General features: G+C 64.1%; 20 protein-coding genes. 10 read left to right on the forward strand and 10 right to left on the reverse strand.

All coding sequences use genetic code 11. The features are described 5' to 3' along the window. Positions 1–31: 31 nt before the first annotated feature. Positions 32–1366 (reverse strand): DEAD/DEAH box helicase, encoded by a 1335-nt coding sequence (locus tag PFZ56_RS01540; RefSeq protein WP_102882307.1) that lies wholly within the window; start codon positions 1364–1366, stop codon positions 32–34. Positions 1367–1640: 274 nt separating this feature from the next. Here PFZ56_RS01540 and PFZ56_RS01545 point away from each other — a divergent pair, with 274 nt between their 5' ends. The 3 genes from PFZ56_RS01545 (at position 1641) to PFZ56_RS01555 (ending at position 8854) form a co-directional block, all read left to right on the forward strand. Next, positions 1641–4073: a discoidin domain-containing protein gene (locus PFZ56_RS01545; protein ID WP_170002308.1), complete on the forward strand. Its 2433-nt coding sequence runs from the start codon at positions 1641–1643 to the stop codon at positions 4071–4073. A 337-nt stretch (positions 4074–4410) separates the two neighbouring features. Continuing rightward, positions 4411–7620, forward strand: a complete 3210-nt coding sequence (locus PFZ56_RS01550; protein ID WP_170004927.1) for a discoidin domain-containing protein — start codon at positions 4411–4413, stop codon at positions 7618–7620. A 178-nt stretch (positions 7621–7798) separates the two neighbouring features. After that, on the forward strand, positions 7799–8854 hold the full coding sequence (locus PFZ56_RS01555) for an alpha/beta fold hydrolase (protein WP_170004925.1): 1056 nt from the start codon (positions 7799–7801) through the stop codon (positions 8852–8854). Here the strand turns inward: PFZ56_RS01555 and yedA are convergent, their stop codons facing one another. Next, positions 8855–9763, reverse strand: coding sequence for a drug/metabolite exporter YedA (gene yedA, locus PFZ56_RS01560; RefSeq protein ID WP_102865379.1), 909 nt, complete (start codon positions 9761–9763; stop codon positions 8855–8857). Between the two features lie 160 nt (positions 9764–9923). On the opposite strand from yedA, the gene PFZ56_RS01565 reads away from it, so the two are divergent. Continuing rightward, entirely contained in the window at positions 9924–10376 is a 453-nt protein-coding gene (locus tag PFZ56_RS01565; RefSeq protein WP_016963834.1) for an Lrp/AsnC family transcriptional regulator, read from the forward strand. 14 nt (positions 10377–10390) lie between these two features. On the opposite strand, the gene PFZ56_RS01570 is transcribed toward PFZ56_RS01565, so the two are convergent. The 3 genes from PFZ56_RS01570 to PFZ56_RS01580 all read right to left on the reverse strand — a co-directional run bounded on the left by PFZ56_RS01570 (position 10391) and on the right by PFZ56_RS01580 (position 12411). Further along, complete coding sequence (locus tag PFZ56_RS01570; RefSeq protein ID WP_110596235.1) at positions 10391–11002, reverse strand: PolC-type DNA polymerase III; 612 nt, start codon at positions 11000–11002, stop codon at positions 10391–10393. 27 nt (positions 11003–11029) lie between these two features. After that, a complete protein-coding gene (locus PFZ56_RS01575; RefSeq protein ID WP_102882313.1) occupies positions 11030–11509 on the reverse strand; it encodes an NYN domain-containing protein in 480 nt (159 codons plus the stop codon). A gap of 137 nt (positions 11510–11646) precedes the next feature. Continuing rightward, a complete protein-coding gene (locus tag PFZ56_RS01580; RefSeq protein WP_102882314.1) occupies positions 11647–12411 on the reverse strand; it encodes a DUF2076 domain-containing protein in 765 nt (254 codons plus the stop codon). A gap of 180 nt (positions 12412–12591) precedes the next feature. Here PFZ56_RS01580 and PFZ56_RS01585 point away from each other — a divergent pair, with 180 nt between their 5' ends. Together PFZ56_RS01585 and PFZ56_RS01590 are read left to right on the forward strand one after the other, a co-directional pair. Beyond that, positions 12592–13254: a YciC family protein gene (locus PFZ56_RS01585; protein WP_170004923.1), complete on the forward strand. Its 663-nt coding sequence runs from the start codon at positions 12592–12594 to the stop codon at positions 13252–13254. An 87-nt stretch (positions 13255–13341) separates the two neighbouring features. Beyond that, positions 13342–14418, forward strand: coding sequence for an endonuclease/exonuclease/phosphatase family protein (locus PFZ56_RS01590; RefSeq protein ID WP_102882316.1), 1077 nt, complete (start codon positions 13342–13344; stop codon positions 14416–14418). A 7-nt stretch (positions 14419–14425) separates the two neighbouring features. On the opposite strand, the gene hrpB is transcribed toward PFZ56_RS01590, so the two are convergent. Beyond that, the gene (gene hrpB, locus PFZ56_RS01595; protein WP_110596238.1) at positions 14426–16945 is read right to left on the reverse strand and encodes an ATP-dependent helicase HrpB; all 2520 of its coding nucleotides are present in this window, start codon (positions 16943–16945) and stop codon (positions 14426–14428) included. 130 nt (positions 16946–17075) lie between these two features. On the opposite strand from hrpB, the gene PFZ56_RS01600 reads away from it, so the two are divergent. Both PFZ56_RS01600 and PFZ56_RS01605 read left to right on the forward strand, forming a co-directional pair. Beyond that, positions 17076–17495: a polyribonucleotide nucleotidyltransferase gene (locus tag PFZ56_RS01600; protein ID WP_102865373.1), complete on the forward strand. Its 420-nt coding sequence runs from the start codon at positions 17076–17078 to the stop codon at positions 17493–17495. Positions 17496–17521: 26 nt separating this feature from the next. Then, entirely contained in the window at positions 17522–18418 is an 897-nt protein-coding gene (locus PFZ56_RS01605; RefSeq protein WP_102882318.1) for a cation diffusion facilitator family transporter, read from the forward strand. On the opposite strand, the gene PFZ56_RS01610 is transcribed toward PFZ56_RS01605, so the two are convergent. After that, a complete protein-coding gene (locus PFZ56_RS01610) occupies positions 18412–19491 on the reverse strand; it encodes a DUF6515 family protein (protein ID WP_170002108.1) in 1080 nt (359 codons plus the stop codon). The genes PFZ56_RS01605 and PFZ56_RS01610 overlap by 7 nt on opposite strands. A gap of 413 nt (positions 19492–19904) precedes the next feature. Here PFZ56_RS01610 and PFZ56_RS01615 point away from each other — a divergent pair, with 413 nt between their 5' ends. Next, positions 19905–20384, forward strand: a complete 480-nt coding sequence (locus tag PFZ56_RS01615; RefSeq protein ID WP_102865370.1) for an Lrp/AsnC family transcriptional regulator — start codon at positions 19905–19907, stop codon at positions 20382–20384. Between the two features lie 104 nt (positions 20385–20488). After that, positions 20489–20698 (forward strand): DUF2788 domain-containing protein, encoded by a 210-nt coding sequence (locus PFZ56_RS01620; RefSeq protein WP_003228500.1) that lies wholly within the window; start codon positions 20489–20491, stop codon positions 20696–20698. Here PFZ56_RS01620 and PFZ56_RS01625 read toward each other — a convergent pair. The 3 genes from PFZ56_RS01625 to PFZ56_RS01635 form a co-directional block, all read right to left on the reverse strand. Next, positions 20693–21259 (reverse strand): pseudouridine synthase, encoded by a 567-nt coding sequence (locus PFZ56_RS01625; protein ID WP_162884158.1) that lies wholly within the window; start codon positions 21257–21259, stop codon positions 20693–20695. The genes PFZ56_RS01620 and PFZ56_RS01625 overlap by 6 nt on opposite strands. Positions 21260–21405: 146 nt before the next feature. Beyond that, positions 21406–22878: an AMP nucleosidase gene (amn, locus tag PFZ56_RS01630; RefSeq protein WP_162884094.1), complete on the reverse strand. Its 1473-nt coding sequence runs from the start codon at positions 22876–22878 to the stop codon at positions 21406–21408. Between the two features lie 137 nt (positions 22879–23015). Beyond that, a complete protein-coding gene (locus tag PFZ56_RS01635) occupies positions 23016–24668 on the reverse strand; it encodes an acyl-CoA dehydrogenase family protein (RefSeq protein ID WP_110596243.1) in 1653 nt (550 codons plus the stop codon). Positions 24669–24674 lie beyond the last annotated feature (6 nt).

The raw sequence follows: 24674 nt of genomic DNA on the forward strand, positions 1-24674 counted from the left end.
CTGGCCGGCGAAGAGGTCAGCACAATTCAGATCAAGGCTTGCGCTTGCGTGGCCCGGTGTTGAACGCCGGGACCTTGCGTACCGGTTTCACCGCTGGCGCTTCGGCCACTTCACCACTGTCCACCCACTTGCCCAGGTTGCGCTTGCCGCCACCGCCGGAAGTTTTCGGTTTCTTGGGCTTCTTCGGTTTTTTCACCACCTGGCCACTGGCGTCGGTTTCCGGCACCCGGTGCTCGGGCTCGAAGTCCTGCTCTTCATGGCGCTTCAAAGTCTGGCGAGTGAGCATCTCGATCGCCGACAGCAGGTTGACTTCGTCGGCACACACCAGGGAGATCGCCTCACCGGTGGAGCCGGCACGGCCGGTACGACCGATGCGGTGGATGTAGTCCTCAGCGACGATCGGCAGGTCGAAGTTGACCACCAGCGGCAGGTCTTCGATGTCCAGGCCACGGGCCGCCACGTCGGTGGCCACCAGGATCTGGATCTCGCTGGCCTTGAACCGGTCCAGGGCGCGCTGGCGCGTGGCCTGGGGCTTGTCGCCATGGATGCCGTCGGCGTTCACGCCCTGGCCCTGAAGCTTTTCCACCAGCGCATCCACGCCGTTGCGGGTCTTGGCGAACACCAGCACCTGCTTCCAGCGGTTCTTGCGCAGCAGGTGGCTGAACAGTTCCGGCTTGCGCTTCTTGTCCACCGGCACCACCCATTGCTTGACCGTGTTGGCGGCCACGTTGCGCGGGCTGACCTCGATGCTCAGCGGGTCGTTGAGCATCTGCCCGGCCAGTTGGCGGATGGCGTCGGAGAACGTGGCGGAGAACAGCAGGGTCTGGCGCTTCTTCGGCAGCGCGGCATAGATGCTCTTGAGCTCCTCGGAGAAGCCCAGATCCAGCATGCGGTCGGCCTCATCCAGCACCAGGGTCTGCAACTGGCTGAACTTCACCGCGTTCTGGCGGAACAGGTCCAGCAGACGCCCCGGGGTCGCCACCAGCAGATCGATACCTTTGCGCAGCTTCATCATCTGCGGGTTGATGCTGACCCCACCGTACACCGCGTAGGTGCGCAGCGGCAGGTGCTCGGCGTACTGACGCACGCTTTCGTGGACCTGTTCGGCCAGCTCGCGGGTCGGCACCAGGATCAGCGCGCGCACCGAGTTGCTGTCGACCTTCGGCCCTTCCATGGTCAGCAACTGCAGCAGCGGCAAGGCAAAACCGGCAGTCTTGCCGGTGCCGGTCTGGGCCGCCGCCATCAGGTCACGACCGCCCAGCACCGCCGGAATGGCTTGCGCCTGCACCGGGGTCGGGGTCTGGTAGCCGAGGGTTTCGAGGGCGCGCAGCAGAGGTTCGATCAGGCCAAGAGTGGCGAATGTCATGGGGGGTACCGTAGGAAAAAGTCAGCACTGAAGAGGCAATGGGCGGCAGTTTACCGCACTTTTAAGCGCTTGCTTTCCCTACCGCCGCTTGGCATCCCCGCGCATCCGCTGCTTCGTACATGACCGAAAAGGCCTGGCGGACATGTACAAGCAACAGGTCGATTCATAAGATTCACCGCGCCGGCAAACCTCCCGAATCCATCTCATCAGCGCCCGTCATTCAGCGATTCCCAAAACCGGTTTCGCGCTGCGCTGTGCTTGTCCTGGAGTGGTTATGCCCCACCGCCAACTGCCTTACCTTTCCCTGGCCGACGCCATCCGCGCCGCTAGCCTGGGTGCCGTCCTGCTCATGCCCTTGGCCAACCCGGCCCTGGCCGACGAGACATCACCCGCCCCACCTGCCGTTGCCAGCACCGCTGTGATCAGCGGCCCGTTCATCGACATCCAGGCCTTGAACCCCGATCCCAGGCTGCGCAACGCGCCTGCCGCCAGCACCGAGCGCCTGACCCAGGCCACCGGACTGAGCATCGGCGCCCTGCGCCTGGATCAGGACGATCGCTTCAAGGACATCAAGGTCCTGGTGGGCCGGGCCCAGGGCCCCGCTCGCCTGGCATTCGGTGAAAGCAATGTCATCGTCACTGCCCGCAGCGATGGCAGCTTCATTGCCCTGCTGCCCAATGCCACCATTCGCGGCGACGCCAATGGTCAGCAGACGCTGATCCCCGCCGAAACCAGACACTCCCATGCGCCCGGCAACATCGACTATGTGCAGTCCGAGCAAGCCCAGGAGCCCAACCTGCTGCAGACCCGCAACGGCCAGCGCAGCTTTCAGGTCGACCGCAACGCCCAGGGCGAAACCGTGATCGACCTGCTGGCCGGTTTCTCCCAGGCCGCCGCCGACTACATCGGCGACCACGAAGCCTACGCCCTGGCCCAGGTCGCCTCGGTCAACCATGCCTTGCGCCAGTCACAGATCGAAGGGGTACGCCTGCGCCTGGTGGGCACCCAGGTCATTGCCGAGGATCACCCGATCACCTCCGGCCCCGACGGAACCATGCGCAAGGTCAGCACCCTGTTCGCCGAAGGCATGCGGCAATACAGCCCCGATCTGGTGACCGGGTTCTTTGTCGGCACCCCGGGGGTCGACACCATGCTCGGCTGGGGCAATATCAATGGCCGTTACTCGATCAACAACATCAAGTCGCCCACCACCTTTCGCCACGAGGTGGGGCACAACATCGGTGGCGATCATTGCTCGGACGGCAGCAGCGACCGTTTCGGCTACCACAACGGCCGGGTGGGCACGATCCTGTGTGGCAACCACGTGGGCTACTACTCCAACCCTGATGTCAGGGACAACCTGGGCGTGCCCCTGGGCCAACTGGGCACCGCCAACATGGCTCGCCTGTGGCGTGAAGGCGCCCAGCGCATGTCCGCCTACAGCCCGGCGGTGATCCCCATGGACCACGAACAGGTCACACCGCTGCTGAGCAAGTCCATCGACCTGAAACAGAATGTCATCCACTACGAGGCCCTGGATATTCCCGAGGGCACCGAGCGCCTGGCGTTGTCGATCAACCATGGCCCGCGCCATGAACGCGCGGGCAAGGTGCAACTGCTGCTCAAGCACGGCGCCCGCCCCACCGCCAGCGACTATGACTACCGCTCCCTGGAAAACCATGGCGTCGCCCTGGGGGTGAGCCATCCCAAGCCCGGACGCTGGTACGTCGGGGTACGAGCCGAGAAGAACAAGAGCGCCAGCGACCAGTTGCTTGAAGGCCATGTCTTCGCCAAGACCCAGGAAACCAGCCAGGCTCGCTACCTGCGTTTTGTCGCCACGTCGTCGATCAACGGCAGCAAAGTCGCCAGCATCGCCGAACTGCTGCTGGCCGACGCCAAGGGCAAGCCGCTGCCGAGAAACGGCTGGCGCGTCCACTCGGTCAACGGCAAGACCTCCGGCATCGACAACAGCCTGTGGTTCGTCGATGGCAAACCGAACTCGTACTGGAGTTCGGGCAGTGCCAGCTATCCCCACGAGATCATCATCGACCTCGGAGCAGAGCGGGGCTTCTCTTCCTTGAATTACCTGCCGCGGCAAAACAACGATGCCGCCGGCAACATCAAGGGCTACGAAGTGTATGGCGGTGACAGCCCGACCAGCGCCTGGGCGCTGCTGGCCAAAGGCGAGTTCAGTGCCGACAACGAGGTCAAGTCCGTTGCCCTCAAGCCAGTCGAGGCCAGCCTGCCACCTGTCGCCGTGATCAGCGGTCGCAGCCAGGCCAACGCCGGTGAACGGGTGCTGCTGGATGCCTCGGGCTCCAGCGACCCGCAAGGCAAAGCCTTGAGCTTTGCCTGGCAAGTCACGCCGGCACTGGACTTCAGCTATGACGGCGCAAGCGTCAGCTTCAACGCCCCGCAGCTCAAGCAAGACACCCGCTACCGCTTCACCCTGAGCGTGGACAACGGCCAGAAAACCGCGACCGCCGAGCACAGCGTCACGGTCCTCGCCCCCCCACCGCAAACGGCGCCTGGCTGCACAGCTGCCTGGACGCGCAGCACGGCCTACCTGGGCGGTCAGAAAGTCAGCCACAACGGGCGCTTCTTCCTCGCTCGCTGGTGGACCCAAGGCCAGGAGCCGGGCAATCCGGCGTTCACCGGGCCGGACTTCAGCGGCAAGGTCTGGAACGACCTCGGCCCCTGTCACTGACAGCCGCCGGGGGCTTCACGCCCCCGGCAACCAGCCCCCTTCCCCCAGCGCAGGCGTCGGCCCCTGTGGCCGCTGCCTGCGTGACCTCGCCAGCCTCTCTGTGACACCGCACCCATGCTGTTGTTTAGCGGCCTGGACGCTCCGCCTCACCCGCTCCGGCGATCCTGCCCGGCACCTAGGACCGGTACGAAAAGCCCCCTGTTCGATGTACGCCCGCAGCGCCCCTGCCTATGATGCCCTCCGCCGGCAAAACTCCTTATCCACCTCCTCAGCGCGGACGCTTTAGCGGTCCTGTTCGCCAGGTTTCGCACCGCGCTGAGACTATCCAGGAATAGTTATGTCGAGCTTCAGATTGACCGCCTTGTCCCGCGCTACCCGCCTTTGGGGCGCCAGCCTGGGCGCTGCCCTGCTCTTGCCGCTTGGCGGCATGGCGCAGGCCGATGTCGTCCAGCACAGCCCCGATGCCGCTCTCGGCGCAACGGTGATCCAGGGTCACTTCATCAACCTGCAGTTGCCCGGCGCCAGGGCGATGCCATTCGGCGCCGCCGAAACCGGCACCGAACAGCTGCAACAGGTCACCGGGATGCGCATCCGCAGCCTGATCGCGCAACAGGACGATACCTTCAAGGATCTGCGGGTCATGACCGGCCAGTTGGAGGGTCGCGCCCGTACCCTCAGCGCCCCCGGAGAGATGACCCTCGCCGCGCGCCCCGACGGCAGCTTCATCGCCCTGTTGCCGGACGCCAATGCCATCATTCGCGGCGACGCCAACGGCCAGCAGTCGATGATCCACTTCGACGCTGGAGCCGCCTTTGACCCGTCGAGCGTCGACTACATCGCCGATGACGGCAGCGAAACCCCAGCCCTGAAGGAGTCGCAGAGCGGCCTGCGCAGTTTCCAGGTCAACCGCAACGTCCAGGGCGAAACCGTGATCGACCTGCTGGCCGGGTTCTCCCAGGCCGCCGCCGACTATATCGGTGACCACGAAGCCTACGCCCTGGTCCAGGTGGCCTCGGTCAACCGCGCCTTGCAACAGTCCAAGGTCCAGGGCGTGCGCCTGCGCCTGGTGGGCACTCAGGTGGTGACGCAGGATGCGCCCATCACCAGAACCAGCCTGAGCCAGGTGCGCAACGTCTTCGCCGAAGGCATGCGTCGCTACAGCCCCGACGTGGTGGCCAGTTTCGTCATGGGCACCCCCGGCCAGGACACCGCCGTGGGGTGGGGGAACATGCCTGGGCGCTACACCATCAACTCCATCAAGTCGGCCACCGTCTTCCGTCATGAACTGGGCCACAACATCGGCGGCAACCACTGTTCCGATGGCAAGAGCTACCGCTTCGGCTACAACAACGGCCGGGTCGGCACCATCCTCTGCGGCAACCATGTGGGCTATTTCTCCAACCCGGACGTCAAGGACAGCCGGGGCGTGCCGCTGGGTAACGCGGACACCGCCAACATGGCCCGGGTCTGGCGGGAAAACGCGGCGCGGATGTCGGCCTATAGCCCTTCCGTGGTCCCGCTCGAGCAGGAACAAGGTACCTCGATCCTCAGCCAGAAAGTCAGCCTGGCCAGCGGCCAGACGCGCTACTTCCCGGTGGATGTCCCCGAAGGCACCCGGCGCCTGGTATTCACCGTGGTGGACGGCGAACTCACCGAGAAGGCCGGCCAGATCCAGTTGCTGCTCAAGCGCGGCGCCCAGCCCAGCGGCTCAAGCTACGACTACCGTTCGGCACGCAACCATAACGTGTCCCTGGGGGTGAACGACCCGCAGCCGGGACGCTGGTACCTGGCGATCAACACCGACAACCGGGCCACTCAGGATCAGGTGCTTGAAGGCCATGCCTACGGTCTGACCCAGGACACGGCCCAGGGCCGCTACCTGAAATTCGTCGCCACCTCCGCGGTGGACGGCAAGGACAACGCCAGCGTCGCCGAACTGCTGCTGGTGGATGCCAAGGGCAAGGCCCTGCCCCGCGATAGCTGGAAGGTCATGTCCACCAGCAGCGCAGTGCCTGGCGCAGCGGTCGGCAACCACGCCATCGACGGCAACCCCAACTCCTACTGGAGCACGGCGGCGGGTGCACGCTACCCCCATGAAATACTGATCGACCTTGGGGCCGACAGCCGCTTCTCGCAACTGCACTACCTGCCGCGCCAGGACGCCGGCCTGAGCGGCAACATCAAGGGTTATCAGGTCTATGGCAGCAACAGTGCAAACGGCGCCTGGACCCTGCTGGCCGACGGCGAATTCAGCGCCGACAACGACATCAAGGCCGCGTCCCTCAAGCCTGTGAATGCCGGTCAACCTCCGGTGGCGGTGATCAGCGGCAAGACCGAAGCCAATGCCGGGGACAAGATCGTCCTCGATGCCTCGGCCTCCAGCGATCCCCAGGGCAATGCCCTGAACTTCGCCTGGGAAGCCTCGCCGCGCCTGGACTTCGACTTCGACGGCGCGCGCATCAGCTTCACCGCGCCGGAACTGCAGAGCGACACCCGCTACCGTTTCACCCTGACCCTGAGCAACGGCAAGCAGAGCAGCACCCGGACCCACGAGGTGCTGATCAAGGGCAAGGCCGCCGATGCCAGCTGCAAACCAGAATGGACGCTCAGAGGCACTTACGTCGGCAACGATGTGGTGCAGTGGAAAGGTCGTCAGTACCAGGCTCGCTGGTGGACCTCCGGCACCGAGCCGGGCCTGGCCAGCACCACCGGCCCGGACGGCGCCGGCAAGGTCTGGCGTGACCTGGGCCCGTGCCAGAGCGAGGGCGAGAAACCGGTCGAGCCACCGGTGGAAGAGGTCAAACCGCCGGTAGCGGTCATCGGCGGCGCGAGCGAGGCCAAGTCCGGAGAAACCGTGTACCTCGACGCCACGGGGTCCAGCGACCCGGCAGGCCTGAAGCTCAGCTACAGCTGGAGCATCAGCCCCAACGTCGCCTTTGACGCCGCAGGCCACCTGATGAAGTTCGTCGCCCCGAAGGCCGAGCAGGATGTCACCTACAACGTCAGCCTTACGGTGAACAACGGCAAGCACAGCGCCACCCGCACCCATCAGGTCAAGGTCCTGGCCGAGAAGCCGGCACCGGTCAAGCCGCCGCTGGCGAGCATCGCCGGGGCCAGTCAGGCCAAGGGCGGTGAAACAGTGACCCTGGACGCCGCCGGTTCCAGCGACCCGGCCGGTCTGGCGCTGAGCTACCAATGGACAGTGACGCCCAGCGTCGCCTTCCAGGTCTCGGGTTCGAAACTGACCTTTGTCGCGCCCAAGAGCGACAAGGACATCAGCTACCGCTTCACCCTGAACCTGGGCAACGGCAGCCATACGGTCAGCCGTGACCATAGTGTGACCGTGCTGGCCGACATCGTGGAAACGCCGGCCGGTTGCCTGGGCGCCTGGAGCCGTCAAGGCACCTACCTGGCCAATGACAAGGTCAGCCACAACGGCCGCTACTACATCGCCCGCTGGTGGACCAAAGGCAACGAGCCGTCTGCTGCCACCGTCGGCGGTGAAGGCAGTGGCAAGGTCTGGCGCGACGCCGGCGCCTGTAACTGATGCCAGAGGCGTGACCGCTTGCTCCGCAATCCGGTCACCCTTTCCCGGCCACTTCAGGTAAAAGGGTGGACGGCGACTGCCATCAGTCGTCGTCAACCCTCTGCCGCTGAACGCCGTTGATTCCTCCAAAGCGCGCCCCCACTGGCAGAACACCGATGCTTTGCCAATGGAGATCTGAATGCGCAAATTTGCCCTGTCCGCATGGATGCTAGCGGGCCTTTGCCTGCACCTGCCCCTGGTGCATGCCGCCGAACTCATCGGCTTTCGTGAAGTGACGCTGGCGGACGCCAGTCAGCAGCGCCCCCTGCATGTCGCCCTCTGGTACCCCACCACGACCACCGCCCCCCTCCTGCCATCGGCTGCAAACCCGATTTTCCAGGGTGTAGCGACCATCAAGGATGCCGCCCCTAGCGGTTCTGCCCATCCGCTGGTGGTGCTGTCCCATGGCTATCGCGGCAACTGGCGCAATCTCAGCTGGCTGGTATCGAGCCTGGTGGACCAAGGCTATATAGTCGCGGCCCCCGACCATCCGGGCACCACCACATTCGACCAGCGCCCTGCAGAAGCGGCGAAGCTCTGGGAACGCCCGCGCGACCTGAGCCGGGTCATCGACAAGCTCACCCTCGATAACACCCTGGCCGGCTCGGTCGACCCGCAGCGCATCGCCGCCATCGGCCACTCCCTGGGCGGCTGGACGGTCACCGCGCTGGCCGGCGCCCGCTACAGCCCGCAACGCTACCTGGAGGAGTGCCGGCTGCATCCCAATCCACGCCTTTGCCAAATAGCACCGGAACTGGGAATCACCGCGCACAATCAAGGCCCGCTGAGCGCCGATCTGCGGGACCCGCGAGTCAAGGCCGTCGTTGCGCTGGACCTGGGGTTCGCCCGCGGCTTTACCCCCGAGAGTTTGTCGACGCTGCACACACCGGTCCTGGTCCTGGGGGCCGGAGTGAACATCGCGGACATGCCCGTGGAAGAAGAGTCGGGCTATCTGAACGCCCATCTGGCGTCCCCGCCTTCGCGCTATGAGGTCCTGGCCAATGCCAGCCACTTCAGTTTCATGCAAGTCTGCAAGCCAGGCGCCGTGGCCCTGCTCAAGGAAGAGGCGCCTGGGGACGAGATTATCTGCCGCGATGGCGATGCCGGTGATCGCCAGGATATCCACCGGCAGGTGGCAAAGCTGATCGGCGACTTTCTGGATCAGAAGCTTGCCGGCCAACCACCGGCAGGCTGATCAGACAACCTCTTGCTGAGGAGCGGCTTTCGGCTTACGCCACTGGGGCAGGCCGATCAGCACCACCGCGCTGATGATCACCAGCATGGCCAGGCCCTCCTCGATGCCGATGGTTTCACCGACAAAGACGATCCCCAGCAGCACCGCCACCGCCGGATTGACGTAGGCATAGCTGGTGGCCGCGGCCGGCCGTACGTGCTTGAGCAGGTACATGTAGGCGTTGAAGGCGATGATCGACCCGAAGCCGGCCAGATAGGCCAGGGCCAACCAGCCTTCCAGGGGCGGCATGGCGTCCAGATGCTCGCCGCTCAAGACGCTGCCGATCATCAGCACCACGCCACCGACGAGCATTTCCGCAGCGCTGGCCATGGCCCCCTGGGGCAGCGGCAGGTGCCTGCTCCACACTGAACCGAAGGCCCAGGCCGCCGCCGCGAACAGCAACAAGGCCGCACCCAGCGGACTCGATTGCAGGTTGGAACCCAGGTTGAGCATGCCGATACCGATCATCCCGAGGATGATCCCGGCCCACTCCAGACGCGTGTTGCGTGCCCCCCAGAAATAGCCGCAGAGCAAGGTGAACAAAGGCACCGTGGCCACCGCCAGGGCCGCCACTCCAGAGGTCACCCCGGAGTGTTCGGCCAGCGTCACCGCACCGTTACCGCAACTGAGCAGCAACACGCCGATGATCCCCGCGGCCTTCCATTGCGCCCAGGTCGGCGCCGGAACCCCGCGCCAGCGCAGGAAGGCGTACATCAAGCTGCCGGCGATGATGAAACGCACACCGCCGAGCATCAGCGGCGGCCAGTACTCGACGCCGATGCGGATCACCAAATAGGTCGACCCCCAGATCACGTACAGGGCAAAAAAGGCGGCGATCAACGGCAAGGGAAAACGGCTTTGGCCAGGCATGGGGGGCAGCTCGGAGCAGGCAGGGGGAGAACTATTCTAGAAAGGCGACCCGGGGAACTTAAGTTACAAAACCTGTTTATAACGGCAGTACACTTTCCAAAGCATGGAGTTCAGGGCTATATGCCGTGCTTTCGAAAGTCGTACCTATTAGAGGCCTTCCATGGACAAATACGATCGCTTGCTCCTGGCCAGCCTGCTGGAAAACGGCCGGGCGAGTTATGCCGAGCTGGCGCGCAAGGTCAACCTCTCGGCGCCGGCAGTGGCCGAGCGCGTGGCCAAGCTGGAGGCCAGCGGCGTGATCACCGGTTATCAGGCCAAGGTCGACATGGCCAAGGTGGGGTTGCCGATCCAGTGCGTGATCGAACTGCGCCTGGCCCAGCATGGCAACCAGAAGAACTATGACGAACTGATCAAGATCCCCCAGCTCACCGAGTGTCATCGGGTGACGGGAGATCCTTGCGTGATCATGCAGGCTGCCGTGGGCTCGATGCCGGAGCTGGAGGAACTGATCAACCGCGTGGCCCAGTTCGGTTTCAGCAAGACCTCCATCGTGCTTTCCAGCGCCATCGAACGGCGTGTCCCCCTGGGGCAACTGGAAAACAACGGCAAGTGAGCCGCAGCTCTGCCTCAGAAACCGCGCTGGCGCTTGAGGTGCTCGGGGATCTTGGCAGCCGGGACCTTCTGCAACTTGCAGAGGAAGTCGTGGGACAGTTCACGCAAGCCATGCTTGTGGCGTAGCTCGCCGGCCAGGTGCGCCACCAGGTTGGCGGCCATTTCCGCGTCGGCCATGGCCCGGTGCGCCTGACCGGTGTGGGGCAAGCCGGCAAATGAGGTCAGGGTGCCCAGCTTGTGGTTCGGCGCCGCCGGCATCAGGCGCCGGGCCAGCAGCAGGGAACAGGCGAAATTCTGCAAGCGGGTGCGCTTGATCCGCCCCAGCTCGAAATCCCAGAACTTCTGGTCGAAGGCCGCGTTGTGGGCCAGCAACGGCGTGGTGCCGACAAACTCGTTGACCTCGTTCATCACCTGCTCCGCTGGCGGGGCGCTGCGCAGCATGGCGTTGCTGATGCCGGTCAGTTGTTCGATAAAACCCGGCACCCGCACGCCGGCATTCATCAGGCTCTGGTAACGCTCGACGATGCGCCCCTGCTCAAGAATCACCACGGCGATTTCCGTGGCCCGGCAACTGCTGCTCGGGGAGATCCCGGTGGTTTCAAAGTCGATGACGGCAATACGTTCCAAACCTGTGCAGCTCCGTATAAAAAATGATCAGCTTTTCAGCAGCAAGGCGCCTTCGATCGGCACATAGCGGGTGGCGGCGCGAATCAGCGAATTGGCAGTCAGACCCGGCACGCCATAAGCCACCGCGCTGACCCCATGCTTGTGGATGATGCGCTCGAGCAGCAGGTCGAAGTCGCCGTCGCCGGAGGCCAGCACCACTTCGTCGACCTGGGCGGCGGCGTCCATGATGTCGATGGTGATGCCCACGTCCCAGTCGCCCTTGGCCGAGCCGTCGCTGCGCTGAATATAGGGTTTGAGTTTTACCGTGAAGCCCAGGTTGCGCAGGATCTGCTGAAACTGCTGCTGCTTGCTGTCACCGCGATCGATGGCATAGGCATAGGCTTCGACGATCTGCCCTTCCTTACTGATATCCGCCCATAGCGCCGCGTAGTTGAAGTGACAACCATAGGCCTGGCGGACGGTGTAATAGAGGTTCTGGACGTCGGCGAACACCGCGATTTTCTTCACCGCTAATCCTCATGGCGCAGCAGCGCAGGGGCTGGAACGGGGCTCAAGACCCGAAAAGTCGCCCAGTATGCCAGTCACAAGGAATGTTCCGCGAATAATCGGTCCGGGGCAGGTGCCTGCCCCGGACCGACGGAGCCTCAGACGAAGGAATCGTCGTCGGAGAAGAACGAACTGTCGTCGTTGCCGTAATCGGCGTTGCTGAAGCCGCCCTGGTCGCTGTTGCCCCAGGAGTCGTTGTTGGCCAGCCGCTGATCGTCATTGCCCCAGCCACTGTTGTCGCTGGCCGGTGCCGGTTCTTCCTTGATGACTTCGACGACTTCCTGAGGCTGCTGGTTGCTGTGGAACAGGCTGCTGATGCCCTGGGCCAGCATCACCCCGCCGGCCACGCCGGCAGCGGTTTTCAAAGCCCCGCCGAGGAAGCTGCTACCGGCCGCCGGTGCCGGTTGCGGCGCATAGTTCTGCTGCGGGGCGCCGAAATTCTGCTGCGCAGGCGCGCCGAAGGAAGAACGGGACGGCTCACGCCAGCCACCGCCGGAGGATGGCGCCACACTCGGGGCCTGCGCGGGAGCCGGTTGCGGCTCGCGGGAACCGCCGAAGATGCTCGACAGAAAGCCGCCACTCGCCGCCGGAGCCGCAGCGCGGGCCTGGGAGCGAGCCTGTTGCAGTTCGGCCTGCAACTGCTGCACTTGCTGGCTCAATTGTTTGTTCTGCTCATCGAGGCTTTTCAGGGCAGCCTCCTGCACCAGGATCGCCTGGGTCATGAAATACCCGGCCGCAGGCTGGCGGGTCAGGTGTTCCTTGATCCGTGCTTCGGCCTGGGCGTCACGTGGAGCTGAGTCCGTCTCGGCTTGTTGCAACCGTGAAAACAGTCCATCGATCAGGGTTTGCTCTTCGCTGTTCATGGCGACCTCTTTAGATTGCCGGTAAAAATCTGGTCCGTGCCCCCACAGGGCCGCGGTACGCACCAGTTATGGGGTTGGGGCGACGACTTTCAATGGTCTTTACTCAAGGTTTACGTTTGCTCCCGAAGGGCCTGCTTCGGTTAAAGTGTTCAACCGCTTGGTCAACTGCGATCCCCATCAATGACTCCGTTAGATGTTCTGCGCGACTCTTTCTATTTTTTCCAAAGCAACTTCGGCCGCATCGCCCAACTGTGCCTGCCCCTGGTGATTCTCGAAGCGCTGCTGCAACAAGGCGTCAGCAGCGCCCTGGGCGAGAATGCCTTTCCCGGCTCCAGCGTGGTGGTGGGGCTCTTGCTCTATCCGCTGTACACCGGCGCGCTGATCCTGTTTCTCGACGCCCGCACCCGGGGGGAATCGCCCCGCAACCGTGACCTTTGGGCCATGGCCCTGAGCCTGTGGCCGCGCTTCGCCGTGCTGACGGCGGTCAGCACGCTGCTGATTCTGCTCGGGCTGTCGCTGTATTTGCTGCCGGGGCTGTGGCTGATGGTGGTGCTGGCCTTCGCCGAGTACCTGCTGGTGCTCAAGGGCCTGGCGCCCCTGGCGGCCATCAAGGAAAGCCTGCGCCTGAGCCGCGGGCACTTCCTGCGCATCCTGTTGTGCATCCTGGCGGTCATGGCCCCGTTGTGGCTGCTCAAGGGGGCGAGCGAAGCCGCCTATCCCGATCCGCACAACCCGATCCTGTCCCTGGCCATCGACAGCGCTTACAGCTTCCTGCAGCTGTTCACCAGCGTGGTGCTGTTCCGCCTGTTCATGCTCATCAACGAGCCAACGGACAGCCGCTGATTCACCTTGCGGCCGCTCTACCCCTTGGGTGACGGCCGCGCACTCGGTTATGCTCCGGCCCATCCTGCAACGCCATAAGCCGAGCCGATGACCCGTCTACTGCGCATCACCCTGTTGAGCCTGCTCCTGATCGGCCTGGTACTGACCGGCCTGATCTACAGCCTGACCTGGCGCCCTCTGCCCAAGGAAACCCTGACGGTCAGCTGCAGCGCCCAGGCCACGCCGCTGGTGCCGGGCCAGGCACTCAAGGTGATGACCTGGAACCTGCAGTACCTGGCGGGCAAGCGCTACGTGTTCTGGAACGACCAGGCTCGGGGCGAGGACGAACGTCCGACCCTGGAAGACATGGCTTTCAGCCTCGACGAAGTGGCCCGGGTCATTCGTGACGAACAGCCGGACCTGGTGCTGCTGCAGGAAGTGGACAACGGCGCCAAGGCCAGCGCCTACCAGGATCAACTCAAACTCCTGCAGGAGCGGCTCGCCGACCTCTACCCCTGCAGCACCCAGGCTTACGACTGGAAGGCGGACTTCGTGCCCTCGCCGCACATTTTCGGCAGCGTCGGCCGACAACTGGCGACCCTCAGCCGCTACCGCATCGATCACGCCGAACGCTTGCAACTGCCGGTTGCCCCGCACTCGCTCATCAGCCGGCAATTCCAGCCCAAGGACGCCCTGCTGCTGAGCTACCTGCCCCTGAGCGATGGCGGCCAACTGGTGGTGCTGAACACCCATCTGGAGCGTGCGCAGCGCGCCGACGACACTCAGCACAAGCAGGTGACGGCCATTGCCAAGGTTCTGGACAAACTGGAGAGCCGCGGCACCCCCTGGCTGATTGGCGGCGATTTCAACCTGCTGCCCCTGAGCCAGTACCAACGCCTGAGCGAAGAACAGCGCGCGCCCTACAACGCTGACAGCCCGCTGCACCTGCTGTGGGACAAGTACCCGATGATCCCCAGCAACACTCAGGCCAGTGGCGTCGACCGTGCTCGTTGGCTGACCCACTACCCCAACGACCCGAGCCTCGACGGCCCGGATCGTACGGTGGACTACCTGTTCTACAGCCCACGACTGAAGCGGGTTGAATCCCGAGTACGCCAGGACGACACCCAGCGCATCTCCGACCACCTGCCGGTGCTTGCCCGGTTCCTGTTGCCGGCGTTGTAACCCCGCTTTACTTGCGGGGTTTGATCCGCGCCGTAGCCTCGGCAATCAGTGGATCGTCCGGCCAGTAATGCTTGGGATAACGGCCCTTGAGATCCTTCTTCACCTCAGCGTAAGTGCTGCGCCAGAAGTTCGCCAGATCCTGGGTGACCTGCACCGGACGCCGCGCCGGCGACAGCAAGTGCAACTTGACCACTTGGCGGCCACCGGCAATCCGCGGCGTGTCCGACAGCCCAAACAGCTCCTGCAGGCGCACCGCCAGAATCGGCGGCTGCTCGCTGTAGTCCAGTCGGATCGAGGAGCCCGAGGGCACTGTCAGATGATGCGGAGCCAGCTCGTCCAGGCGCTGGGGCAGCGGCCAGGGCAACAGGTTGTGGACGATGCTGGCCAGCTCCAGGTTGGCAAAGTGACTCAGTCGCGACACCTTGCCCAGGTAGGGCTGTAGCCACTGCTCCAGCCCTGCGAGCAAGGCGCCATCACTGACATCCGGCCATTGGCTCTCGCCCTTGTCCGCCAGATCCAGCTGCCGCAGCAAGGTCACCCGAGCCTGCCACTGGCGCAGCTCCGGGGTCCAGGGCAGCAGCTCCAGGCCCTTGCGCCGCACCAGATTGACCAGGGCCTGGCTACGGGCTGACTCGTCCAGGCCGGTGAGCGGTTCACGGCTGAGTACCAGCTCACCAACCTTGCGTTGACGCTCGGCCCGCAGCACGCCTTCACGCTCGTCCCAATCCAGCTGGTCGACGTTGCGCACCTGCTCTGCCAGCACGGTATCGAACAGGGTCGGATCAAAATCCGCGGCCAGGTAGATGCGCTCCTCACGCTGGCCCTGGCGGCTGCCCAGGTCGGCGATCACCAGCCAGGGCTGCTTCATCAGGTTGTCGGTTTCGCTGAACAGCGCCGCGCGGCCGTTGGCCAGTCGATACTCGGCACCACCGGGACGGCGCTGCTGGGCCACCCGATCGGGATAGGCCAGGGCCAGCAAGGCACCAAGCCAGCGCGGATGCTCGGGATCGGCGACGGCTGCCTCGGGCTGCCCTCGCAGGTAGCCACGGTACTGCCGCGCCAGTTGCCGCGCACGCTGGACACCACCCTGGGCACCACGGGCCGCGCGCTCCTCCCCGGAAAGCAGCACCAGGCGACTGTGCAGGTCGGCGCCGGCACCGCGCAAAATGTCCCGTTCCCCCAGCAGGGCCGCGACGTCGCAGGCCATCTGCGCCAGCCCCAGGGACTGGCCGCGCAACAGCAAGTGGGCAATGCGCGGATGGGCCGGCAACTCGGCCATGGCCTGACCGTGGCGGGTCAATGTGCCGTCATCGTTGAGCGCTCCCAGGCGCTGCAACAGGTCTTGAGCCTGTGCATAAGCGGCGCTGGGAGGCGGGTCCAGCCAGGCCAGCTGATTCGGGGTCACGCCCCAGCGCGCCAGTTGCAGGGCCAGACCGGCCAGGTCGGCCTGAAGGATCTCCGCGCCGGCATAGGCCGCCAGTTGTTCCTGCTGATCCGCCGACCACAAGCGATAGCACACGCCAGGCTCCAGGCGCCCGGCCCGGCCGGCGCGCTGGGTGGCGCTGGCCCGGGAGATGCGCTGGGTGTCGAGGCGGGTCATGCCGCTGCCGGGATCGAAGCGCGGCACTCGGGCCAGCCCGGCGTCCACCACTACCCGCACGCCGTTGATGGTCAGGCTGGTTTCGGCGATGTTGGTGGCCAATACCACTTTGCGCCGCCCCGCCGGGGCCGGATCGATGGCCGCGCGCTGGGCGGCCAGGTCCAGCTCGCCATGCAGTGGACAGAGCAGAATCTCACTGCGTTGTCCCAAGGACTCGGCCAACTGCTGATGCACTCGACGAATCTCGGCCTGGCCTGGGAGAAACACCAGCAGGCTGCCGCTTTCATCGTTGATGGCTTCAAGCACGGTCTGCACCACCCGCGGTTCGATGAACTCGCCGGGCTGGAACGGCCGCCCCCAGCGCTGGGTCACCGGGAACATGCGCCCCTCACTGCGCAGGATCGGCGCATCGCCCAGCAGCGTGGAAAGACGTTCGCCCTCCAGGGTCGCCGACATCAACAGAATCTTCAGGGGCTGCTCGTCACGAAACAGCTCCCGGCCATTGAGGCTCAAGGCCAGGGCCAGGTCGGCATCCAGGCTGCGCTCGTGAAACTCATCGAAGATCAGCAGGCCAACCCCTTCCAGGGCAGGGTCGTCCTGCAGGCGTCGGGTGAGGATGCCTTCGGTGACCACTTCGATACGGGTCCGCGGGCCGACCTTGCTCTCCAGGCGGATGCGGTAGCCCACGGTTTCACCGACTTTCTCCCCCAGTTCGCTGGCCAGGCGCTCCGCCGCAGCCCGGGCCGCCAGGCGCCGGGGTTCGAGCATGAGGATGGTCTGTCCGGCCAGCCAGTCCTGATCCAGAAGCGCCAGGGGCACACGGGTGGTCTTGCCGGCACCGGGCGGGGCTTCGAGCACCGCTTCATGGCGCGCCGCCAGGGCCTCGCGCAATGCAGGCAAAACTTCATCAATTGGCAAAGAATTCATGCTGGCTCCAAAACAGAGGCGCGAGTATAACGGCGAACTGCCTGGGGTTAATCATGGTCTGAGTGCTGATCGACAAGACTCAATGCCCCGCTCCATTTCGCTTTGTCTGCATATTTACCAGGAGATATCCATGCGTATTCCCCACCGTGTCATTGGCGGCGTTCTGGTGACCACTCTGCTGACCCAACTCACAGCCTGTGGCTCGATCTTCTTTCCCGACCGCCGCGGCCAGATCGACGGCAAGATCGATCCAGTGGTGGTGGTGCTCGATGCCGTGGGCCTGCTGTTCTATGTCATTCCGGGGCTGATCGCCTTTGGCGTCGACTTCGCCACCGGGGCGATCTACCTGGAGCCGGGCAAGACCGCGCAAATCGCTCCGGAAAAACTCCAGCAGGCCATTGGCGCCGACGGTAAAGTCGACAACCGCAAACTGCAGGCCATTCTGGAAAGCGAACTGGGGGGCAGCTTCCCTCTGGATGACCCGCGCCTGATCCAGCACAAGGGCAGCGTGCAGCAATTGGCCTTGTACGGTCTGCAGCCTGCAGCCTGACTCCACCTTCAAGGAACCCGCCGCCGATGATTGGCAACCCGGAACACGCTCGCCTCCTGCGCCTGGCCACCCGCGCCTCGGTTACGGTGGCAGGCATCCTGATTGTGACCAAGGCCATCGCCTGGTGGCTCAGTGGCTCGGTGAGCATGCTGGCGGGGCTGACCGACTCGGTGCTCGACGGCTTCACCTCGCTGCTCAATCTGTTGGCGGTGCATTACGCCCTGCGCCCGGCCGATGATGATCACCGCTACGGCCACGGCAAGGCGGAGTCCCTGGCGGGCATGGCCCAGGCGCTGTTCATCGCCGGCAGTGCGGTGCTGATTGCCTTTCAGGCGTTCGAACGCCTGCAGCACCCGGAACCGGTAGGTGCGCCCTGGCTGAGCATCGGGGTGATCGGGCTGTCGTTGGTGCTGACCGTGGCGCTATTGATCCTGCAACATCGGGTGATCCGCGAAACCGGCTCCAACGCGGTACGGGCCGACTCCCTGCACTACCGCTCCGACCTGCTGCTCAATGGCAGCATCCTCCTGGCCCTGGTACTAGCGGCCTTCGGCTGGCATCAGGTGGATGCCTGGTTCGGCCTGGGGATCGCCGTCTACATTCTCTGGAGCGCGATCCAGATCGCCCGGGAAAGCTTCTCGGTGCTGATGGACGAGGAATTGCCCGCCGATGTCAGCCAACACATGCTGGAACTGGCCTGCAGTGTGCCCGGCGTGCTGGGCGCCCATGACTTGCGCACGCGGATTTCCGGCAGCCATTGGTTCGTCCAACTGCATCTGGAACTGCCCGGCGACCTGAGCCTGTCGGTGGCCCACGCCATCAGCGATCAGGCCGCCGACGCGATCCACCAGGCCTATCCACGGGCCGAGGTGCTGGTACACGCCGATCCGCAGGAAGTGGTCGAGGCCGCCAGGGCTCAGTAAGTGACTTGGTAACCCCGCGAGCTCAGGCAGTTGCCCTGGGCCTGACGGTAGGCCTGCACCACTTGCGGGGCCGGCTGATAGGTCGCGCTGGCCGGATCGAAGCCACTCTGTTGCACCGCCCAGCGATAGCAGTCGTAGCGATCCTGATCGATCTGCTGTGGCGACTGGCCGTTGACCGGGTACGCCAGCACGTCATAGCCATTGCCAGCCGGCTGCTGGTCCGGCGGCGGCACACCCACGGGTGGTTCGACCACGACATACTGCTGGGTGTTGGCTTCATAGGTGTAATAGGCTCCGGCGGCGAGGAAAAACAGCGCGCTGCCGATCCACACTTCCCGTGCGTAGTCAGGCAGGTAGGCCACTCGAATCCCATAAGGCGGGCGCACCACCACATACCGCGGACCTTGTGGACGATACCAGTAGCCCCCCGAGAAAAAGTAATCCTGACCACGGTAAGGCACCCGGTAATTGCGCTCGGGGAAACGGTCAATCACGTAGCCCGGGCGATACTGCGGACCTGGCCCCCAGCCGTTGCCATGCCCGTCGGGACGGCCCGGCCAGCGATAGTCGTTGGGGCGGCCATGGTCGGGACGCGAGCCTGGACCACCGGCCTGCCAATGCGGGTTGTAATCGTTGCGCCGGGGAATGTCCTGGTAATAGCCGCGCTGGGGCTCCTGGGTCTGGCGCACGGTATCGGGCCGGCTCTGGATGGGCAGCCCTGGCGCCGGCTGCGGCTGCTGAGGAGCCGGTCGCCCCTGCTGATTGGGATCATGCTGGGGACGGTTCTGCCACTGCCCACCCGGATTCTGGCCGTTGTGTTCGAACTGCCGGCTGTTATCGCCACGAATGATCTCATTCTGCGGACGCGGCTGCTGCGGGGCAGGTTGCGCACGTTCAGGCGAGTTCGCCGGACGGCCCTGATGGCCCTCGCCACGCCCTTCGGGGGCATGCTCACGCTGCCCGCCGGAAGGCGTTCCCTGCAGTCTCTCGTCCCGCTCATCGGCGAGCACTTGCGCGCTGACGCTCACGCACAACACACCAACACCTGCCAAACGCCAGATGCGCGACTTCATGCTATTCCTCACTGCGGATTGGGGCCTGTACCTAAGACTGAAAAAGCCTGGGGCGGTTCTGCAGCAGATTATCAGTCACGAGACTTATTTCGCAGGCAATAAAAAAGGGCGGCCCGTCGGCCACCCTTTGAGATTTTGTCCGTGCTCGACGCTTGTGGCGCCGGCTCACCTCACTCCGTCTTCTGGACAGGGTGTAGCCCGGGGGCCGGATCAACCCTATGGGGTTGGCGGCCGCGGCAGGCCTGATTCGGCGGGCCGCAGTGGACTCTATGTCCGGGCAGTGATTCTGGTGATAAGAATAGGCCTGGGCCGGCGACAGCGGATTGCGAAGATTGCTTGCAAAAACACCTCTTGCGCAATTTTTAACTCAAGATAGATAATTCAACGCAATACTTATGACAAAGGCCTGATTGATGAGCAAACTCGACCGCTATGACCTGAGTATTTTGGCGGAATTGCAACGCGATGCCCGCATCTCCAACCAGGAACTGGCCGAGCGCATCGGTCTGTCGCCCTCGCCCTGCTCGCGCCGGGTCAAGCAACTGGAAGACGACGGTTATATTTCCCGCCAGGTCGCCCTGCTGGACCGCAAGATGCTCGGCCTGAGCCTGACCGCCTACGTATTGATCGGCATGGACCGGCACACGCCGGAACGCTTCGAGAACTTCGAAGCGGCCATCCGCAGCCTGCCCCAGGTACTGGAATGCAGCCTGGTGACCGGTGTGGACGCCGACTACCAGCTCAAGGTGGTGGTGCCGGACATGGATCACTATCAGAAGTTGCTGCTCGGCCACCTGACCCGTATCGACGGCGTGACCAGTGTGCGCTCCAGTTTCGTGCTCAATCAGGTACTCAACAGCACCGAACTGCCCCTGACCCACCTGCGCAGTTGAATAGCGGCTGTGGCGACGTAACGCAGGCAGATCAATGCTCGGCAAGTGTCCCTTGGCGTATACTCGCCCGGCATTTTTTGCCCTGCCTGCAATGGAGATGATCGATGGACCCAGCAGTATTCGAAGAGTGGATGATGACCGGTCTGGTCAGCATCCTGATCATATTCATGGGTTTCATCGTCTGGGACCTGGCCAAGAAGTCCAAGGCCGGACGCTTCGGCTCCTTTATCTTGTTCTTCGTGCTGGGCCTGGGCGTGGCCGCCTTCATCATCAAGAGCGTGGTGATCGGCCTGATCGAATCCGGCGCTCTATAAGCGCGCCGGCACTTCCTTCCACTGGCCCTGATCCAGGCCATCCAGGGTCCAGTCGCCAATCCTGACCCGCACCAGCCGCAAGGTCGGCAAGCCGACGGCGGCGGTCATGCGCCGTACCTGGCGATTGCGCCCCTCACGAATCACCAATTCCAGCCAATGGGTAGGCACGCTCTTGCGAAAGCGCACTGGCGGATTGCGCGGCCACAGCTCTGGCTCTTCCAGCCGTCGCGCCTCGGCCGGCAAGGTCATGCCGTCGTTCAACTCCACGCCGTCACGCAAGCGCTGTAACTGCTCAGCGCTGGGTTCGCCTTCGACCTGTACCCAATAGGTCTTGGCCAACTTGTGCTTGGGATCGGCGATCCGCGCCTGCAACTGCCCGTCATTGGTCAACAGCAGCAACCCTTCGCTGTCGCGGTCCAGGCGCCCGGCCGGGTAGACCCCGGGAATGGCGATGAAATCCTTGAGCGTCGCCCGTCCCTCGCCATCGCTGAACTGGGTCAGCACGTCGAAAGGCTTGTTGAACAGGATCAGCTTCGGCTCGGCCGGTGGCGCCTTGGCCACGCGCTTGGAGGGAGAAACGGAAAACGGCTTCGCGCCAGGGCGACGGGAAGCAGGACGGGACGGACGGGACATGGGATCAGGAACATTCAGCGATCAGGACCGACAATGCTAGTGGCCTGATCGCCAAATGACCATGGATTAAACGCTTAGCGGAAAGGCGGCTCGTCGAAGCTGCGCAGTTTGCGCGAGTGCAGGGAGTTGAGCTCACTGCGCATCAGGTCCACGGCTTCGATACCGATCTTCAAATGCTGGCTGACCGCCCGCTCGTAGAAGGCATTGGCCGCCCCCGGCAACTTGATCTCACTGTGCAGGGGTTTGTCCGAGACACACAGCAAGGTGCCGTAAGGCACCCGCAGGCGATAGCCCTGGGCCGCGATAGTGCCGCTTTCCATGTCCACCGCCACGGCCCGGGACAGGTTGATGAACGGACGTTCCTCGGCCCAGCGCAGTTCCCAGTTGCGGTCGTCGTAAGTCAGGACGGTGCCGGTGCGCAGACGCTTCTTCAGTTGCTCGCCCTTCTCCCCGGTGACATTGGCCGCCGCTTGCTGCAACGCCAGCTGGACCTCGGCCAAGGCCGGAATCGGAATGTTCGGCGGCACCACGCGATCAAGAATGCCGTCACGCCGCATGTAGGCGTGAGCCAGGACGTAATCGCCGATGGTCTGGGACTGCCGCAGTCCACCGCAGTGGCCAATCATCAACCAGCAATGAGGGCGCAGCACCGCCAAGTGGTCGGTGATGTTCTTGGCATTGGAGGGGCCGACGCCGATATTCACCAGGGTCACACCGTGGCCATCGCTGGCCTGCAGGTGATAGGCCGGCATCTGGTAGCGATGCCAGACAACACCGGCGGCGATTGCCGAAGCCTCGCCGTGATCCATGCTTTTTTCAATGATCACATTGCCCGGCAGGACCATGCGCACAAAACGCGGATCACTGCGCAGTTGCTCCAGACCATGGACGATGAACTGGTCGACGTAACGGTGATAGTTGGTCAGCAGGATCCACGGCTGCACATGACGCCAGTCGCTACCGGTGTAATGCACCAGGCGCCGCAAAGAGAAATCGACCCGCGCCGCATCAAACAGCGCCAAAGGCAGCGGGTGAGTGTTTTCCCAGTCGTAGAGACCGTCGGCGATACCGTCGGTGGCAGCCGACAGGTCGGTGCTGGGGAATACCCGGGCCAGGGCCGCCGCGGTTACGCCGGAACCGGCCAGTTCGTCGCCCTGTTCCACCACATAGGGATAAGGAATGTTCTGCTCGCTGACACCCACTTCCACCGTGACGGTGAAGTCATGCATCAAAGGCACCAGTTGCTCGAGCAGGTAATTGCGGAAGGCCGCGGGATGAGTGACGGTGACGCTGTAGGTGCCCGGCAGTTGCACCTTGGCATAAGCCCGGGTGGTCTGCGGAACTTCGCCATGGCAGTGGTAGGTCAGGCGCAATTCGGGATAGCGAAACAGCGCTCTTTGCTCAGCATCCGGCTCGACCCGGTCCTTGAGGTAACGCTTGAGCGCCTGGCTCAGCGCCGTAGTGGCCCGCTCATGCAAAGCAGCAAGCCGATCCACGGCTTGCTCGGCGGTTTGAACGACAATAAAAGCTTCGGTCACGGTAAGCATCCTGTGTTCTGATCTTGCAGGCGTTCATCTTGCCTGCAACACCGCCCCACGGGAACAGCGGAGTTATAGGAGCCGGCGTGTCGGCGCTGACCATGGCGACAACGCCTCTTCGCCGACAAGCCGGCTGCTACGAAAGGTCAGAAGCCTTGAGGCGTGGAGCGGGCAACAATGGCGGCTACGTCCAGCCCGCGTGGCAAGGTACCGTAGACCCGACCGCTCTGCCCTCCAAGACGACTGGCGATAAAGGCATCGCTGACCACCTCGTTACCGGCCTCCAGCAGCAGCTTGGCCTGCAGGCCCAAGGCAATGTCCTCGGTCAGTTGGCGGGCGCGGTACTGGATGTCGCCGGTGTCCCTGAAGCTGTCCTTGAGCGCCGCAATATGCGCCGCCAGACGCTGCTCGCCATGCCCGTCCCCCAGCTCGGCAAACAATACATCGAGTACCCCGGGCTCTTTCGACAAGGCCCGCAGCACGTCCAGGCATTGCACGTTGCCTGAGCCTTCCCAGGTGGAGTTCACCGGCGCCTCGCGGTACAGCCGCGGCAGGATGCTGTCTTCGACATATCCGGCGCCTCCCATGCATTCGGCGGCCTCGTTGATCATGGCCGGGGCGCGCTTGCAGATCCAATACTTGCCCACTGCCGTCACTAGCCGAGAGAACTTCGCTTCCTGGGCATCGTCCTGATGATCCAGGGCTCGTCCCATGCGCATGCTCAAGGCCAGGGCCGCTTCGCTTTCCAAGGCCAGGTCGGCCAGCACGTTCTGCATCAGCGGCTGCTCACTGAGCACCCGCCCGCCGACGCGGCGATGAGCACAATGATGGCTGGCCTGGGTCAAGGCCTGGCGCATCAGCGAGCTGGAGCCGACCATGCAGTCAAAGCGAGTCATGGCGACCATTTCGATAATGGTGGGTACGCCGCGCCCCTCGTCACCGATCATCCAGGCCAGAGCGCCGCGGAACTCCACTTCGCTGGAAGCATTGGAGAGGTTGCCCAGCTTGTTCTTCAAGCGCTGGATATAGAACTGGTTGCGGCTGTCATCCGGACGATGACGGGGCAGGAGGAAACAAGTCAGGCCCTTGTCGGTCTGGGCCAGGGTCAGGAAGGCATCGCACATCGGCGCCGAGCAGAACCACTTGTGCCCCACCAGTTCATAAGCCTGCCCCGGTCCCGGGGCTCCCACCGGATAGGCTCGGGTGGTATTGGCACGAACATCGGTCCCGCCCTGCTTCTCGGTCATGGCCATGCCAATCGTCAGCCCGGTCTTGTGCTGCATGCCAACATTACGCGGGTCGTATTGAGTGGCGAGGATCTTCGGCAGCCACTGCTCGGCGATGTCCGGCTGCAGTTTCAGCGCCGGCACGCAGGCAAACGTCATGGTCAACGGGCAACCGCTGCCCGCCTCGGCCTGACTGTGCAGATAGGTCATGGCGGCGCGGGCTACATGAGCCCCCGCTTGTGGGTCGGTCCAGGGCAGTGAGGTCAGCCCGCCCTCGATGGCCGCCTGCATCAACTGGTGATACGCCGGATGAAACTCCACCAGGTCGATCCGGTGACCAAAGCGGTCGTGACTGGAAAAAACCGGTTTGTTCTGATTGGCCAGGAACCCCGCCTCCATCAGCGGACCACCCGCCAGGGCGCCATAGGCATCGACCCGGGATTCGGCCCAGCCGGCATCGAAGCGCCGCATCCACTGCTGCAACGGCAGGTCGATCCGATAGAGGTTGGCGCCGTCCAGGGCGGGCGGCTGGTTGGTGACTTCGTGAGTTTCAGCGAACTGGTGGAGGTTCATTGCGGG

The sequence above is a fragment of the Pseudomonas danubii genome (assembly GCF_042980055.1).
GTDB lineage: Bacteria > Pseudomonadota > Gammaproteobacteria > Pseudomonadales > Pseudomonadaceae > Aquipseudomonas > Aquipseudomonas danubii.